The organism is Pectobacterium sp. CHL-2024 (genome assembly GCF_044751765.1).
Lineage (GTDB): Bacteria > Pseudomonadota > Gammaproteobacteria > Enterobacterales > Enterobacteriaceae > Pectobacterium > Pectobacterium brasiliense.
Genome location: NZ_JBIXKO010000007.1, coordinates 62753 through 77345 on the forward strand (window position 1 = coordinate 62753; position 14593 = coordinate 77345).

Here is a 14593-nt window from a genome sequence, read left to right on the forward strand (position 1 = left end):
CAACTTCACTGAAAAGACTCTGTCATCAGGATAAACCTGCTGAGATAGGCTCTTAACGCCACACCCAAGATTCTCAAAGGTGGCGTAGTATACGCTCTGAAGCGTAAGTGCTCAAGTCCCGAACAGCTAAAGATCCCATTGGATCGCGGAAATATCTGTTAAATCCAGCCACGCTCGGCAAAAGAAACGTATTCGCCGTGCCCAATAACCAAATGATCGAGCACGCGGATCTCCATTAACAGACAGGCTTTAACAATCTGTTCGGTTATCGCACGGTCAGCCTGACTCGGCTCCGCTTTTCCCGACGGATGATTATGCGCCAGTATTAGCGCGGCAGCATTTGCTTTTAGCGCTTCACGCACAATTTCACGCGGGTGGACTTCTACGCTGTTAATCGTACCAACAAACATCTCCTGATGGCGAATAACGTGGTGCTGATTGTCCAAAAATAGAACTAAAAAAACTTCACGCTCACGCCGGGACAGCAGCAACTGCAAATATTGGCCGGTCGCTTCCGGGTTCAGCATGGCGTCCTCTTTCGCCAGACGAGAGAAAAATAGCCGCCGCGACAGCTCTGCGATCGCCTTGAGCTGCGTATATTTTGATATCCCAACGCCTCTGGCACGATGAAACGCTGACTGGTCGGCCGCCATCAGTTGATAGAGCGAGCCAAACTGCGCCAGTAAATCCTCTGCCAACTGCATCACATGCACGCCCGGCAACCCCGTGCGCAAAAAAATCGCCAGCAATTCGACATCCGTCAGTGATTCCGCCCCTAAGCGCACCAGTTTTTCACGCGGCGCCAATCCCTTTTCCCAGCCCATCACCTTCTCCCTATACCGCTCGACGGCATCATGTCACGCCCGTAAAAACCGGACGACACTGGTGATAAAAGGCTGCGAAGCGCTTCGCAATCTTCTTAGGGGAAACCACGGTAACAACCTTAAGATTCCTATCTGGCCGCAAGGTTATGGTAAAATGGCGCATCTTCTGACTTTCAATCGGACCATGATGATGACGGAATTTTCCAGCCTGAATGCACTCTCCGGCAAACGAATCGTGCTGGGTATCAGCGGCGGCATCGCCGCGTATAAGTGTCCGGAACTGGTGCGACGCCTGCGCGATGGCGGAGCCGACGTACGAGTTGTCATGACCTCTGCCGCTAAAGCTTTCATCACGCCGCTGACGCTGCAAGCCGTCTCCGGCTATCCGGTATCAGACGATCTGCTTGACCCCGCGGCGGAAGCCTCAATGGGCCACATCGAGCTGGGAAAATGGGCTGATTTAGTCATTCTTGCCCCAGCGACTGCCGATCTGATCGCACGAGTCGCCGCCGGCATGGCGAATGACCTGCTAACCACAATCTGTCTGGCGACATCCGCCCCTATCGCCGTTGTCCCTGCGATGAATCAGCAGATGTATCGCGCAGAGCCCACGCAGGACAACCTGCGCACGCTGGCCGCGCGTGGTTTACCGATCTGGGGGCCGGATAGCGGCAGTCAGGCGTGTGGCGATGTTGGGCCGGGCCGCATGATCGACCCAATGGAGATTGTCGGGCTGGCGCAGCGTCATTTTTCTGCCATCAACGATCTGCAACATCTGAACATTCTGGTCACCGCCGGGCCGACGAGAGAAGCGCTGGATCCCGTTCGCTTTGTCACCAACCACAGCTCCGGGAAAATGGGCTTTGCTATCGCACAGGCCGCTGCCGCCCGTGGTGCGAATGTCACACTGGTAAGCGGCCCGGTTTCGCTCGCCACACCGCAGGGCGTCACTCGTATTGACGTCGGCAGCGCATTGGAGATGGAGAATGCGGTGATGGCACACGCGGCCCAGCAGCACATTGTTATTGGCTGTGCGGCGGTTGCCGACTATCGCGCCAAACATATCGCCGATGAGAAGATTAAAAAACAGAATCAGCAGGGCGATGAAATGACTCTCACTCTGGTCAAAAATCCGGATATCATCGCCGGTGTCGCCGCCATGACGAAAAATCGTCCTTATGTTGTCGGGTTTGCTGCCGAAACCCAGAATGTGGAAGAATACGCTCGGCAAAAACTGGCGCGTAAAAAGCTGGATCTGATTTGCGCGAACAACGTCTCTCTTTCCGGGCATGGTTTTAACAGTGAAACCAATGCGTTACACCTTTTTTGGCAAGGTGGAGACACGCCGTTGCCGCAGTGCGACAAGCGTCTTCTTGGCCAAAAATTAATCGACGAGATTATCAGCCGTTATGATGAAAAAAATCGACGTTAAGATTGTTGACCCACGCGTTGGGCAGCAATTCCCGTTACCAACCTATGCCACACCGGGTTCTGCCGGGCTCGATCTGCGTGCCTGTCTGGATCAGGCGATTGAACTCAAAGCAGGGGAAACCACGCTTATTCCAACCGGGCTGGCGATTCACATTGCCGATACCGGGCTGGCGGCGGTTATCCTGCCCCGCTCCGGACTGGGCCACAAGCACGGCGTGGTGCTGGGGAATCTGGTGGGGCTGATTGATTCGGACTACCAGGGGCAGCTGATGGTTTCTGTCTGGAACCGTGGTCAACAAACGTTCACGGTTGAACCAGGCGAGCGCATCGCACAGATGGTTTTTGTGCCCGTCGTTCAGGCCGAATTTAATCTGGTCGAAGACTTCGTCGGCAGCGAACGTGGAGAAGGCGGCTTCGGCCACTCCGGCCGTAGCTAACGCGCTCCAGCCACCCATAGTGTAAAAAATTCCTATAAGCCACAGCGCCTATCTATCCAAAAGGAAATGGCTACTGTGGCGCTAACGGGTGCTTGTCAGTCAAATATTTAGCAAGGGTCTTTTCAGACATGGCAGAAAAAGAAAATACGAAAAGGAATCGCCGCGAGGAAATTTTGCAGGCGCTGGCACAGATGCTGGAATCCAGCGACGGTAGCCAACGCATCACCACAGCAAAACTGGCTGCAAATGTTGGCGTGTCCGAAGCGGCGCTCTACCGGCATTTCCCCAGTAAAACGCGGATGTTTGATAGCCTGATTGAATTTATTGAGGACAGCCTGACCACCCGCATTAACCTGATTCTGCAAGACGAAAAAGAAACGTTTAATCGTCTTCGTCTGATTTTGCTGCTTATTTTAGGGTTTGCGGAACGGAATCCGGGGCTGACTCGCATCATGACCGGCCACGCGCTGATGTTTGAACAGGATCGCTTGCAAGGGCGTATTAACCAGCTGTTTGAGCGTATTGAATCGCAGCTGCGTCAGGTATTGCGCGAGCACAAGCTACGCGATGGTAAAGGTTTCCAGCATGATGAAACGCTGTTGGCCAGCCAGCTGTTAGCGTTTTGCGAAGGGATGCTGTCGCGCTTCATTCGCTCTGAATTCCGCTATCGTCCGACGCAGGAATTCGACACCCGCTGGCCGCTGCTGGCCGCACAGTTGAACTAAACACCGCGATTAAAACCCGCCAGACACCTCTGGCGGGCTCCTGATTCACAACGTTAAATCCCGTACTGCTCACGATAGGCTTTCACCGCATCCAGATGCGCTGCCATTTCTGGTTTTTCCGCCAGATAGGCGATCAAATCCGTTAACGTAATAATCGAAATCACCTTGCACTGATAGTCGCGCTCCACTTCCTGAATCGCGGACAGTTCGGCGCGGCCACGTTCCTGACGATCCAGCGCAATCATCACACCCGCCAGCGTCGCCCCGTGTGCACCGATGATTTCCATCGATTCGCGAATCGCCGTCCCGGCCGTAATCACATCATCCACCAGCATCACGCGGCCCTGTAACGGGCTACCGACCAGGCTGCCGCCCTCGCCGTGATCTTTGGCTTCTTTGCGGTTGAAGCAGTACGGCAGGTCACGATCGTGATGTTCTGCCAGCGCGACAGCAGCGGTAGTCGCAATCGGAATGCCTTTGTAAGCCGGCCCGAACAGCAGATCGAACGCCACGCCAGAATCAACCAAGGCTTCCGCATAAAAACGCCCCAGTAAGGCCAGGTCACGCCCGGTATTAAACAGCCCGGCGTTAAAGAAATAGGGACTGATACGCCCAGATTTCAGGGTGAACTCGCCAAACTTCAATACCTGCTTGCTGAGTGCAAACTCAATAAACTGGCGCTGGTAGGCTTTCATTACGGCATCTCCTCGTCTTACGGATTAATCATGTTGTTGAGTAATTTATATATACCCTAAATAATTCGAGTTGCAGGAAGGCGGCGACGCAGTGAGTCCCCAGGAGCTTACACAAGTAAGTGACTGGGGTGAGCGAGGAAAGCCAACGCACATGCAGCTTGAAGTATGACGGGTATAAAAAAGCGACCAATTGGTCGCTTTAAAAATCAATCGATTAAGGCCGCTTTCTGCGCCTGAACGATGGTATCAATTCCCCCTCGGGCTAGCGCCAGCAGGGTGAGCAATTCTTCGTGGCTAAACGGTTCGCCTTCGGCCGTCCCTTGCACTTCAATCATGCGACCGTCTTCGGTCATGACCACATTCATGTCGGTTTCCGCAGCGGAATCTTCCACATATTCCAGATCGCACAGCGCTTCGCCGTTCACGATGCCGACAGACACGGCGGCGATCATGCCTTTCATCGGGTTCTTTTTCAGCTTACCCTTGGCAACCATCTGGTTCAGCGCATCGGCCAGCGCCACACAGGCACCAGTGATGGACGCCGTACGCGTGCCGCCGTCCGCCTGCAAGACATCACAGTCGAGCGTAATGGTGTATTCGCCGAGCACTTTCAGGTCGATTGCCGCACGCAGGGAACGCGCAATCAGGCGCTGAATCTCCAGCGTCCGGCCGCCCTGCTTACCTTTGGCGGCTTCACGCGAGTTACGGCTGTGAGTCGCACGCGGCAGCATGCCGTATTCGGCGGTGACCCATCCTTGTCCCTGGCCTTTCAGAAAGCGCGGAACACCCTCTTCTACCGTGGCATTGCATAACACTTTGGTATCGCCAAATTCGACTAAAACGGAACCTTCAGCGTGTTTCGTGTAATGACGGGTGAATGTAAGGGGGCGTACTTGCTGTGCACTTCGGCCTGTTGGGCGCATGGCTCATCTCCGGTGGGTCAATGAAAACTGCCGCGCATTATACACGAAATCACTCACGTTGCGGGAAAGCGGCATCAGAAAGCCATACCTTGAACTTATGGTATAACCTGAGGTTATACCCTACTGATGAACAAGTATTCGTCAGTGATGATGCATCATGAAATAGTCCGTTCATCCCCTGAGCGTTGATGAGAAAAAATCATGATGCGGCATATGCAAATTGAAACGGTCAATCTGCCACTAGCCCGTCCTATGGCGGCTGAAAACGGGACGCGTCGCGCGGTTACCGTTATCCGCGTCGCGTTGGAAGAAAAAGGATTTATTGGACAAGGCGAATGTACGCCAGTCGCCCATTATGGCGAGTCCGCCGACAGCGTATGTCGCCAGCTCTCTGCGGTCCGTGAGGCAATAGAACACGGCCTGACCATCGAACAGCTCCAGAAAGATTTATCACCGGGTGCGGCCAGAAATGCGCTGGACTGCGCCCTGTGGCGGCTCAACACCGCATTGGAAAAACAGACGCTGTGGCAGCGCATCGGCATTCATCCCCCTACATCCGTGATCTGTGCGCAAACGTTGGCGCTCGACAGCGTGGAGAGAATGGCTGCTGCCGCCGCCAATGCCGTTTCCCACGGCGCCCTGCTGCTGAAAATCAAACTGGATCGCGAGCTGATTCTGGAGAAGGTCGCCGCCATTCGTGCCGCCGCGCCCAACGCCAGATTGATTATCGATGCGAGAGCGAGCTGGAGCGGGCTGGATTTACATAGCCTGTCTACCGCTCTGGTGCCTTATCAGGTCGCCATGATTGAGCAACCGCTTCCCGTCGGTAAGGACGAGGATTTACAGCGGTTCTCTCACCCGATTCCGATCTGCGCGGACGAAAGCTGTCGCCACAGCGGAGACATCGTCGGGCTGCGCCGTCGTTACGACATGATCAATATCAAGCTGGACAAGTGTGGCGGGCTAACCGAAGCGCTGGCGATGGTACGCGAAGCCCATTTTCACGGCCTGCGCATTATGGTCGGCTGCACGTTGGGCTCGTCGATGGCGATGGAAGCCGCCCTGCCCGTCGCCGCCGATGCCGAGCACGTCGATCTCGACGGCCCTATCTGGCTGGCCGCCGACAGTTCGCCTTATCTGACCTACAACCTTGGCCGAATTTGGCTATGACGCCATTAACCGCAGTAACCCTAAACCATCAACCGGAGTGACCATGACGGATATCATGCACGCGGGTGCCGCCACAGCACCCGGTAACGCCCCCAGGCCTGTACTGGAAATCGACGATCTGAGCGTCAGCTTTAGCGGCCGTTCCGGCACGCATCAGGCGCTAAAAGGCATTTCCTTTACCGTAAATAAAGGGGAAGTGGTCGCCGTGGTCGGCGAAAGTGGTTCAGGCAAGTCCGTAACATCACTCGCCGTGATGGGGCTGCTGGCGGACTCTGCCAACATCGAACGTGGTGCGCTCCGTTTCACCGCACGCGACGGCAAGCAGCATGACCTGCTGAGCATGAAAGCAGAAGCGCGTCGTAAGCTGCGCGGCCGCGATCTCGCCATGATTTTTCAGGAGCCGATGACTTCGCTTAATCCGGTACTGAAAGTCGGCGATCAGCTCACCGAAGCGCTGCTTGACCACAAAATTTGCGATGCCGCCAGCGCGGACAAAAAAGCCCGTGAGCTGCTGCACAAGGTGCGCATCGCAGACGTCGATCGCGTGATGAAAAGCTATCCACACTCGCTGTCCGGCGGAATGCGCCAGCGTGTGATGATTGCACAGGCGCTGGCCTGCGATCCGCAGCTGTTGATTGCCGATGAACCGACCACTGCGCTAGACGTCACCGTGCAGGCACGTATTCTGCAAATCCTGCGTGACCTGCAACAGCAGAGCGACATGGCGGTGCTGTTTATCACCCACGATATGGGTGTGGTGGCGGAAATCGCTGACCGCGTAGTAGTGATGTACCGCGGCGAGATCGTCGAACAAGGCACCGTCGAACAGATTTTTGCCGCACCGCAACATCCTTATACCCAATCGCTGCTGGCCGCGGTACCGAAGCTGGGCGACATGCGCGATAGCCTGTGGCCAAAGCGTTTTCCTTTACTGGGACAGGCTGCCGATCCGGAAAATAGTGAACAGGTTACCGCCCGTTATGACGCCGAGCCGCTGTTGGATATTCGCGGACTGAGCGTGTATTACCCCATGCGCAGCGGGATTTTATCCACCATCACTCACCACGTTCATGCGGTAGAGCAGATTGATTTCAACGTCTGGCCGGGCGAAACGCTGGCTATCGTCGGGGAAAGCGGCTGTGGCAAATCCACCACCGGACGCGCCCTGCTGCGTCTGGTACAGAGCCAAGCCGAAAGCATTCATTTTCAGGGCAACGAGATTTCCCAGATGAAAGAGCGGGATTTCCAGCCGCTGCGCCGGGAAATGCAGATGGTGTTTCAAGACCCGTACGCCTCGCTCAACCCGCGTCTGACGGTTGGCTTCACCATTGCCGAACCGCTGTTGCTGCACGGGCTGGTGAAATCGCTGGAAGAAGCGACACCGCAGGTGCAGGCGCTGTTAAAAAGCGTCGGTTTGCTGCCAGAGCACGCGCGCCGTTATCCGCACGAGTTTTCCGGCGGACAGCGTCAGCGTATCGCGATTGCTCGCGCGATGGCGCTACAGCCGCAGGTCATCATTGCTGACGAAGCCGTTTCGGCGCTCGATGTGTCGATTCAGGCGCAGGTCGTCAACCTGATGATGGATCTCCAGAAGAAAACCGGCGTGTCGTGGATTTTCATCTCGCACGATATGGCCGTTGTCGAGCGCATCGCCAACCGCGTCGCGGTCATGTACCTCGGCCAGATTGTGGAAATCGGCCCGCGCCAGTCGGTGTTTAACGATCCACAGCATCCGTATACCCGCCGCCTGTTGGCTTCGGTGCCGATTGCCGATCCAACGCGTCGTGGTGCACGCCAGTTTGACGACAGCGAAATCCCCTCCCCCTTGCGTAAAGCAGGCGAGGCCGTCGCCAAAACGCGCTACCGAGAGGTCGCGCCGCAGCACTGGGTCGCCGACAACGAATCGGCCGCCTGAAACACGATGTATTTATAAAAAACAACGTATTAACAAAACACAACACACGTTCATAGCTGACCAGGAGAGAAACCATGAAGCCATTTGTTCGCCGCTCTGCCGTTGCCCTCGGGCTCTCACTGTGTCTGGCGGCTGTCGCCCAGGCGCAAGACCTTCGCATTTCCATCTATGCCGATATCACCGGGCTCGACCCGCACGATACCTCGGACACGCTGAGCTACTCCATTCAGAGCGGCATCTTCGAGCGTCTGTTCCAGTTCGATAATAAAATGAAGCTGGTGCCACGTCTGGCGACGGGCTACACCAGTAACGACACCGCCACCGAGTTCGTCATTACGCTGCGCGAAGGCATCACCTTCCAGGACGGCGCACCGTTCAACGCCGACGCCGTTAAAGCTAACCTCGACCGTCTGGCCGATCAGAGCAAAGGCTTAAAACGCAACAGCCTGTTTAATATGGTGCAAAGCGTCACCGTGCTGTCGCCGACGCAGGTCAAAATCGAGCTGAACAAATCCTTCGGTGCCTTTGTGAATACGCTGGCGCACCCGTCTGCCGTCATGCACAGCCCGGAAGCGCTGAAGAAATACCCAGACGAAGCACAGCTGCGCGTGAACCCGGTCGGTACTGGCCCGTTCAAGTTCACCGAATGGCAGCAGGGTAAAGACGTGAAGTTGGTGAAATTCGACAACTACTGGCAGAAAGGCTGGCCGAAAGTCGACAGCGTGACCTTCTACCCAACGCCGGAAGACTCCACCCGCGTGGCATCACTGAAATCCGGTCAGGTGGATGCCGTGTATCCGCTGCCTTCCGATCTGATCGGCACCGTACAAAACGACAGCAAGCTGGCGATTCAGCGCGACCCAAGTATTTATCAATTCTGGCTGGCGATGAACAACCTGCGTCCACCACTGAACGATATCCGCGTGCGTCAGGCACTTAACTACGCGATCAACCGCGATATCTGGCTGAAAGTCGGCTTTGCTGGCATGGGCGTTCCTGCTTCTTCTGCGATGGCACCGGACGTGCAGTTCTTCGCACGCCAAACCTCGCCGAACTACACCTATAACCCAGAAAAAGCCAAGGCGCTGCTGAAAGAAGCGGGCTACGCCAACGGCCTGAGCCTGAAGCTGTGGACGACGAACCGTACCGACTACATCCGTAGCGCGCAGTTCTTCAAGCAGCAGTTAGAGCAGGTCGGCATCAAAGTCACCGTTACCCCGATGGATTCCGGGATGCGTAACGCCAAGCTGTTTGGTGTTAAAGATCCGAAAGACGCCGAATTTGACCTGTTCTACAACGGCTGGTCTCCATCTACCGGTGATGCTGACTGGGCACTGCGTCCGCTGTTCGCGACAGAGTCCTGGGTTCCGGTTGCGTATAACGTCTCCTACTACAGCAATTCGGTAACGGATAAAGCGATTACCGCTGGGTTGGCGACGGCCGATGCCGACAAACGTGCCGCCGCTTACGCTGATGCACAGCGTCAGATTTGGCAGGATGCACCTGTGGTCTTCCTGGGCTCGCCGGACAACGTTGTCGGCAAAACCAAGAACCTCGACGGCGTCTACATGCTGGCTGATGGCTCACTGATCTTCGATCAGGCTGAATTTAAGTAATCGGTCAGGGAGAACGCCATGTTTGCTTATATCGTCCGACGTTTGCTGGAAATGATCCCGGTTCTGCTGGTGGTCTCCCTGTTAGTGTTCGGTTTTATAAAACTGCTGCCGGGTGACCCGGCACGTATTTACGCCGGTGCTGACGCGACCATTGAGGCGGTGGAAGCCGCCCGTCAGCAGTTAGGATTGAACGACCCGCTGCCGCAGCAGTATGTCCACTGGCTCGGCGGCCTGTTCAGCGGCGATCTGGGTGTGACGTACCGCACTCAGCAACCGGTCATCGATGTCATCAGCAAGAGCTTTATGCCCACGATGTGGCTGGCGCTGGCGGGCTTTGTCTGGTCAGTGCTGCTCGGCCTGCTGATCGGCGTGGTGTCCGCGCTCAAGCGGGGCAAATGGCAGGACTGGACGCTGATGAGCTTCGCGGTTGGCGGGATTTCTATGCCGCCGTTCTGGCTCGGCCTGCTGCTGATTCAGTTTGTCGCCATGCCGTTCGGCGTCTTTTCCGTCAGCGGCTTTAATCAACCCAGCGACATCATTCTGCCCGCGCTGACGCTCGGGGCATCGGTAGCTGCCGTCATGGCACGCTTTACCCGCTCTGCGTTTCTGGAGGTCGCACAGGAAGACTACGTCCGCACCGCTCGCTCCAAGGGGCTGCGCAATCGGCTGGTCACCTGGAAGCACGTGATGCGTAACGCGCTGATTCCAGTCATCACCATGCTGGGGCTGCAATTCGGCTTCCTGCTCGGTGGCTCCATTGTGGTCGAAAGCGTGTTTAGCTGGCCGGGTCTGGGCTGGCTGCTGATTGAATCAATCAAGACGCAGGATCAGCCGGTCATTCAGGCGCTGGTAATGCTGTTCGTGTTTGAATTTATTGTCATTAACCTGTTGGTCGACCTGCTGTACGCGGTGGTCAATCCGGCGATTCGCCTACGTTAGGAGACACGATGAACCTTCCTCCCGAACCCGTCGTGGCCGTTGCCACGCTTGATGAAGAGACGATACGTTCGCCGTGGCGCGATTTCGTTCAGGTCTTTATCCGTAACCCGATGGCGCTAATTTCCAGCGGCTTCGTCCTGCTGCTGGTTGTGGTCGCCATTTTCGCCCCCTGGCTGGCACCGTGGAACCCAATGGAGCCCGACTGGATGGCGCTGGCTTCACCGCCTTCAGCGGCGCACTGGATGGGCACTGACGATCTCGGGCGCGATGTGATGAGCCGTATCATCTACGGCGCACGCATCTCGCTATATATCGGCATTTTCTCCGTCACGCTGGGCATGCTGGTCGGCATCGTGCTCGGCCTGCTGGCGGGCTACTACGGTCGCTGGGTCGATACGCTGATCATGCGCGGTTCCGACGTGCTGTTCGCCTTTCCCGGCATGCTGCTGGCGATCGCAGTCGTCGCGATCCTCGGCCCCGGCCTGAATAACGTGATTATCGCCGTCGCCGTCTTCAGCGTACCGGTCTTCGCCCGCATCGTGCGTGCCTCTACGCTGTCGCTGAAACAGGCGGCCTATGTGGAAGCGGTACGCTGCGCCGGTGCGCCGGATCGCATCGTGCTGATGCGCCACATTCTGCCCGGCACGCTGCCTAACGTGATCGTCTATTTCACCATGCGTATCGGTACCAGCATCCTGACCGCGGCAGGCCTGAGCTTCATCGGCCTTGGCCCAGAGCCGGACGTACCAGAATGGGGCAATATTCTGGCGATGAGCCGCAGCCTGATGATGGCAGGCGCCTGGCACGTCAGCGTGTTCCCAGGTCTGGCGATCTTCTTCACCGTGCTGGCGTTTAACCTGCTTGGGGATGCGCTGCGTGATACGCTCGATCCCAAACTGAAAAGCTGAGGAAGGCGATGCACGGCGATCACCAGATGAACGACTATCAACAGCAGCAGCAGGCGCTGTTGCTACAACGCTGGAAAACGACGCGGCAGTTGGGTACGCCGCGCTCGGCTAGCGGACCGCATAACAGCATTAGCGATGTGGCAGGCGTACGCGTCGGCCACTGCACATTGGCGGCAGGCGAAGTGCAAACCGGCGTTACCGCGATTATACCGCCCGGCGAAAACCTGTTCACCCAGCCTCTCCCCTGCGGCGCGGCGGTGCTGAACGGCTTCGCTAAACCCGTCGGGCTGGTACAGATCGAGGAGCTAGGGGTGCTGCAAACGCCCATCCTGCTCAGCAACACGCTGGCAACCGGCACGCTGTTTACTACGCTGGTACGCGATGCCATTGCCCGCAATCCTGAACTGGGTCGCACGCTGCCGACGGTGAACCCGCTGGCGCTGGAGTGCAACGACGGCTGGCTGAACGACATTCAGGCGTTGGCGGTGACGGAACACATGGCGCAACAAGCGCTGGACAATGCCGAGGATCGCTTCGCACGCGGCAGCGTTGGCGCTGGACGCGGGATGAGCTGCTTTAGCTTGAAAGGCGGCATCGGCACCGCATCACGCCTGATTCCTGAATTGAACGCCACGCTCGGCGTGCTGGTGCTGGCAAACTTCGGCACACTTTCCTCATTGACGCTGGACGGCGTACAAATGGGAGACGCCATCGCGCCTATCCTGCCAGAGCTTGCGCCGCAGCAGGATGCCGGATCGATCATCATTATTATGGCGACGGATGCCCCGCTCGATGCCCGCCAGCTCAAGCGTATCGCCAAGCGTGCCGGTGCAGGATTAGGCCGGCTCGGCAGCTACTGGGGACACGGTTCCGGTGATATCGCCGTCGCGTTCTCCACCTGCCCGCAGCCGCAACCGCCGGAGGATGCGCAGCTTGAATCGCTGTTAAGCGCCGCCGCCGACGCCACCGAACACGCTGTACTCGACGCCATGCTTCAGGCAGACGCCGTGACCGGTTTTCGCGGCCATCATCGTCCGACGCTGCCACAGGCGTTGGACAGGCTGGCTACGACTCTTTATCCATAAGCAAATTCTCCCGTAGGAAACTGATGATGAAAGTGTTTATCTCTGCTGATATCGAAGGGATCGCTGGCGTGATGCGCCCAGAACAGTGCAGCCCTGGCACCGCGGAATATCAACTGGCACGTGGCCTGATGGAGCAGGAAGTGAACGCCGCGATTGACGGTGCGTTCGCGGGTGGCGCAACAGAGGTGGTGGTCGCCGACAGCCATGCGGCAATGGTCAATCTGCGCGCGGAGAACATCGACGCTCGCGCCCGACTGGTACAGGGCAAACCGCGCGGCTATTCGATGGTAGAAGGGCTGGAGCAGCAGCAGTTTGATGGCCTGATGTTCATCGGCTACCACAGCGCCGCAGGCGAGTTTGGCGTGTTGTCGCATACCATCAACGGCCGTGCGTTCTATCGCGTGCGCATCAACGGTGAAATCATGGGCGAGAGCGACATCTACGCTGCCGCCGGTGTGGAACAGAAGACGCCGCTCTGGCTGGTCAGCGGTGACGACACGCTCCAGAGCTGGATCGCTCGCTACTACCCCGCCACCGACTATGCCTGCGTCAAGCGCGCTATTTCGCAGCATGCGGCCGAATCCCTCAGCACCGAACAGGCGCGTCAGGTCATTCGTGACGCGGCAAAAGCGGCGGTGGAAAAAGCGCACCGGACGCTGAACTCGCGGATTCAGGCACCCTACCGCCTCGAACTGATGGTGGCAAAACCGGTACTGGCCGATCTATTCTGTCTGCTGCCGAATGTGGAACGTTTGGATGCCATAACCGTAGGTTATACGGCGCAAAGCATGCGGGAAATCACCAGCCTGCTAGGTGCCTTCTCCTATCTGGCGACAACGCAAAACTGATTCCAGTTTATCCGTCCCTTATTCCGGGGCGTAAACCGATTGAAAAGAGAATTTATCGCATGACAAAGCCCGTGATTGTGATCCACGGTGGCGCAGGTGCGCTGACCCGCTCAGCTATGAGTGCTGAAAAAGAGCAACGCTACCTGGCCGCATTGTCCGAGATTGTCGCCAGCGGACAGCGCATTCTGGCTGAAAACGGCAGCGCGCTGGATGCCGTAACGGAAGCCGTTCGCCTGTTGGAAGAGTGTCCGTTATTCAATGCCGGACACGGTTCGGTCTTCACCCACGCCGAAACCCACGAACTGGACGCCAGCATTATGGACGGACGCTCGCTGGATGCAGGTGCGGTGAGCTGCGTCAGCCATATCCGTAACCCGATTCTGGCCGCGCGTACCGTACTTGAAGCCAGCCAGCATGTGATGTTTACCGCTGACGGCGCAGAGGCATTTGCACAGCAGCACGGTCTGGAGATGGTTGATCCTACGTTTTTCTCCACCGACGAACGCCGCCAGCAGCTGCATAACGCGCAGGCAGGCTCAGGCCGCGTCATCCTCGACCATGACGGCCAGAACGACCCTATCGATCCCGACCGTAAATTCGGTACCGTCGGCGCGGTAGCACTGGATAGCGCGGGTAACCTCGCGGCAGCAACCTCAACGGGCGGCATGACCAACAAACAGGCCGGACGCGTGGGCGATAGCCCAATCATCGGCGCAGGCTGCTACGCCAATAACCAGACGGTAGCCGTTTCCTGCACCGGCACGGGCGAAGTCTTCATGCGTGCCGTCGCCGCCTATGACGTCTCGGCGCTGATGGAATACGCCGGACTCACGCTACAGCAGGCCAGCGATCGCGTAGTCATGGAGAAACTGCTGCAAATGGACGGCAGCGGCGGGCTGATTGCCGTCGATAAAGCGGGCAACATCGCCCTGCCGTTTAATAGCGAAGGGATGTACCGCGGCTATGGCTATGTGGGAGAAGCCCCCGTCGCCGATATTTATCGCTAAATCTGTCGCCCTACCTATCCAGGTCGAATTGCACCATTTTCGACCATAACGCACAATTATGGAGCATTGC

At 57.2% G+C, this 14593-nt stretch carries 14 protein-coding genes; 11 read left to right on the plus strand and 3 right to left on the minus strand.

Features of this window, described 5'->3' with window-relative positions; all coding sequences use genetic code 11:
- Window positions 1-158 precede the first annotated feature (158 nt).
- Window positions 159-824, minus strand: coding sequence for a DNA repair protein RadC (gene radC, locus ACIPUG_RS12385; RefSeq protein ID WP_014913746.1), 666 nt, complete (start codon window positions 822-824; stop codon window positions 159-161).
- Window positions 825-978: 154 nt separating this feature from the next.
- On the opposite strand from radC, the gene coaBC reads away from it, so the two are divergent.
- The 3 genes from coaBC (at window position 979) to slmA (ending at window position 3417) form a co-directional block, all read left to right on the plus strand.
- A complete protein-coding gene (gene coaBC / locus ACIPUG_RS12390) occupies window positions 979-2256 on the plus strand; it encodes a bifunctional phosphopantothenoylcysteine decarboxylase/phosphopantothenate--cysteine ligase CoaBC (protein WP_400338586.1) in 1278 nt (425 codons plus the stop codon).
- Window positions 2234-2692 (plus strand): dUTP diphosphatase, encoded by a 459-nt coding sequence (dut, locus tag ACIPUG_RS12395; RefSeq protein WP_010285710.1) that lies wholly within the window; start codon window positions 2234-2236, stop codon window positions 2690-2692. The genes coaBC and dut overlap by 23 nt, the downstream gene beginning before the upstream one ends.
- A 128-nt stretch (window positions 2693-2820) precedes the next feature.
- Window positions 2821-3417, plus strand: a complete 597-nt coding sequence (gene slmA, locus ACIPUG_RS12400) for a nucleoid occlusion factor SlmA (RefSeq protein ID WP_005967978.1) — start codon at window positions 2821-2823, stop codon at window positions 3415-3417.
- A 53-nt stretch (window positions 3418-3470) separates the two neighbouring features.
- Here the strand turns inward: slmA and pyrE are convergent, their stop codons facing one another.
- The gene (gene pyrE / locus ACIPUG_RS12405; protein WP_039498430.1) at window positions 3471-4112 is read right to left on the minus strand and encodes an orotate phosphoribosyltransferase; all 642 of its coding nucleotides are present in this window, start codon (window positions 4110-4112) and stop codon (window positions 3471-3473) included.
- 206 nt (window positions 4113-4318) lie between these two features.
- Window positions 4319-5035 (minus strand): ribonuclease PH, encoded by a 717-nt coding sequence (rph, locus tag ACIPUG_RS12410; RefSeq protein ID WP_014913743.1) that lies wholly within the window; start codon window positions 5033-5035, stop codon window positions 4319-4321.
- 204 nt (window positions 5036-5239) lie between these two features.
- On the opposite strand from rph, the gene ycjG reads away from it, so the two are divergent.
- The 8 genes from ycjG to ACIPUG_RS12450 all read left to right on the plus strand — a co-directional run bounded on the left by ycjG (window position 5240) and on the right by ACIPUG_RS12450 (window position 14523).
- Window positions 5240-6205 (plus strand): L-Ala-D/L-Glu epimerase, encoded by a 966-nt coding sequence (ycjG, locus tag ACIPUG_RS12415; protein WP_400338681.1) that lies wholly within the window; start codon window positions 5240-5242, stop codon window positions 6203-6205.
- 43 nt (window positions 6206-6248) lie between these two features.
- Window positions 6249-8120: an ABC transporter ATP-binding protein gene (locus ACIPUG_RS12420; RefSeq protein WP_039316748.1), complete on the plus strand. Its 1872-nt coding sequence runs from the start codon at window positions 6249-6251 to the stop codon at window positions 8118-8120.
- A gap of 74 nt (window positions 8121-8194) precedes the next feature.
- Window positions 8195-9736 (plus strand): glutathione ABC transporter substrate-binding protein, encoded by a 1542-nt coding sequence (locus ACIPUG_RS12425; RefSeq protein ID WP_039463320.1) that lies wholly within the window; start codon window positions 8195-8197, stop codon window positions 9734-9736.
- Between the two features lie 18 nt (window positions 9737-9754).
- Window positions 9755-10675, plus strand: a complete 921-nt coding sequence (locus ACIPUG_RS12430; protein ID WP_014913740.1) for an ABC transporter permease — start codon at window positions 9755-9757, stop codon at window positions 10673-10675.
- An 8-nt stretch (window positions 10676-10683) separates the two neighbouring features.
- A complete protein-coding gene (locus ACIPUG_RS12435; RefSeq protein ID WP_014913739.1) occupies window positions 10684-11583 on the plus strand; it encodes an ABC transporter permease subunit in 900 nt (299 codons plus the stop codon).
- Between the two features lie 26 nt (window positions 11584-11609).
- On the plus strand, window positions 11610-12668 hold the full coding sequence (locus ACIPUG_RS12440; RefSeq protein WP_400338588.1) for a P1 family peptidase: 1059 nt from the start codon (window positions 11610-11612) through the stop codon (window positions 12666-12668).
- 26 nt (window positions 12669-12694) lie between these two features.
- Window positions 12695-13516 (plus strand): M55 family metallopeptidase, encoded by an 822-nt coding sequence (locus ACIPUG_RS12445; protein ID WP_014913737.1) that lies wholly within the window; start codon window positions 12695-12697, stop codon window positions 13514-13516.
- A 59-nt stretch (window positions 13517-13575) separates the two neighbouring features.
- Window positions 13576-14523: an isoaspartyl peptidase/L-asparaginase family protein gene (locus ACIPUG_RS12450; RefSeq protein WP_010284276.1), complete on the plus strand. Its 948-nt coding sequence runs from the start codon at window positions 13576-13578 to the stop codon at window positions 14521-14523.
- Window positions 14524-14593: the final 70 nt, after the last annotated feature.

Excerpts from the sequence above, each read along its gene's own strand:
- radC (WP_014913746.1), bottom strand. The coding sequence starts at position 824 with ATGGGCTGGGAAAAGGGATTGGCGCCGCGTGAAAAACTGGTGCGCTTA.
- coaBC (WP_400338586.1), top strand. The coding sequence starts at position 979 with ATGGCGCATCTTCTGACTTTCAATCGGACCATGATGATGACGGAATTT.
- dut (WP_010285710.1), top strand. The coding sequence starts at position 2,234 with ATGATGAAAAAAATCGACGTTAAGATTGTTGACCCACGCGTTGGGCAG.
- slmA (WP_005967978.1), top strand. The coding sequence starts at position 2,821 with ATGGCAGAAAAAGAAAATACGAAAAGGAATCGCCGCGAGGAAATTTTG.
- pyrE (WP_039498430.1), bottom strand. The coding sequence starts at position 4,112 with ATGAAAGCCTACCAGCGCCAGTTTATTGAGTTTGCACTCAGCAAGCAG.
- rph (WP_014913743.1), bottom strand. The coding sequence starts at position 5,035 with ATGCGCCCAACAGGCCGAAGTGCACAGCAAGTACGCCCCCTTACATTC.
- ycjG (WP_400338681.1), top strand. The coding sequence starts at position 5,240 with ATGCGGCATATGCAAATTGAAACGGTCAATCTGCCACTAGCCCGTCCT.
- ACIPUG_RS12420 (WP_039316748.1), top strand. The coding sequence starts at position 6,249 with ATGACGGATATCATGCACGCGGGTGCCGCCACAGCACCCGGTAACGCC.
- ACIPUG_RS12425 (WP_039463320.1), top strand. The coding sequence starts at position 8,195 with ATGAAGCCATTTGTTCGCCGCTCTGCCGTTGCCCTCGGGCTCTCACTG.
- ACIPUG_RS12430 (WP_014913740.1), top strand. The coding sequence starts at position 9,755 with ATGTTTGCTTATATCGTCCGACGTTTGCTGGAAATGATCCCGGTTCTG.
- ACIPUG_RS12435 (WP_014913739.1), top strand. The coding sequence starts at position 10,684 with ATGAACCTTCCTCCCGAACCCGTCGTGGCCGTTGCCACGCTTGATGAA.
- ACIPUG_RS12440 (WP_400338588.1), top strand. The coding sequence starts at position 11,610 with ATGAACGACTATCAACAGCAGCAGCAGGCGCTGTTGCTACAACGCTGG.
- ACIPUG_RS12445 (WP_014913737.1), top strand. The coding sequence starts at position 12,695 with ATGAAAGTGTTTATCTCTGCTGATATCGAAGGGATCGCTGGCGTGATG.
- ACIPUG_RS12450 (WP_010284276.1), top strand. The coding sequence starts at position 13,576 with ATGACAAAGCCCGTGATTGTGATCCACGGTGGCGCAGGTGCGCTGACC.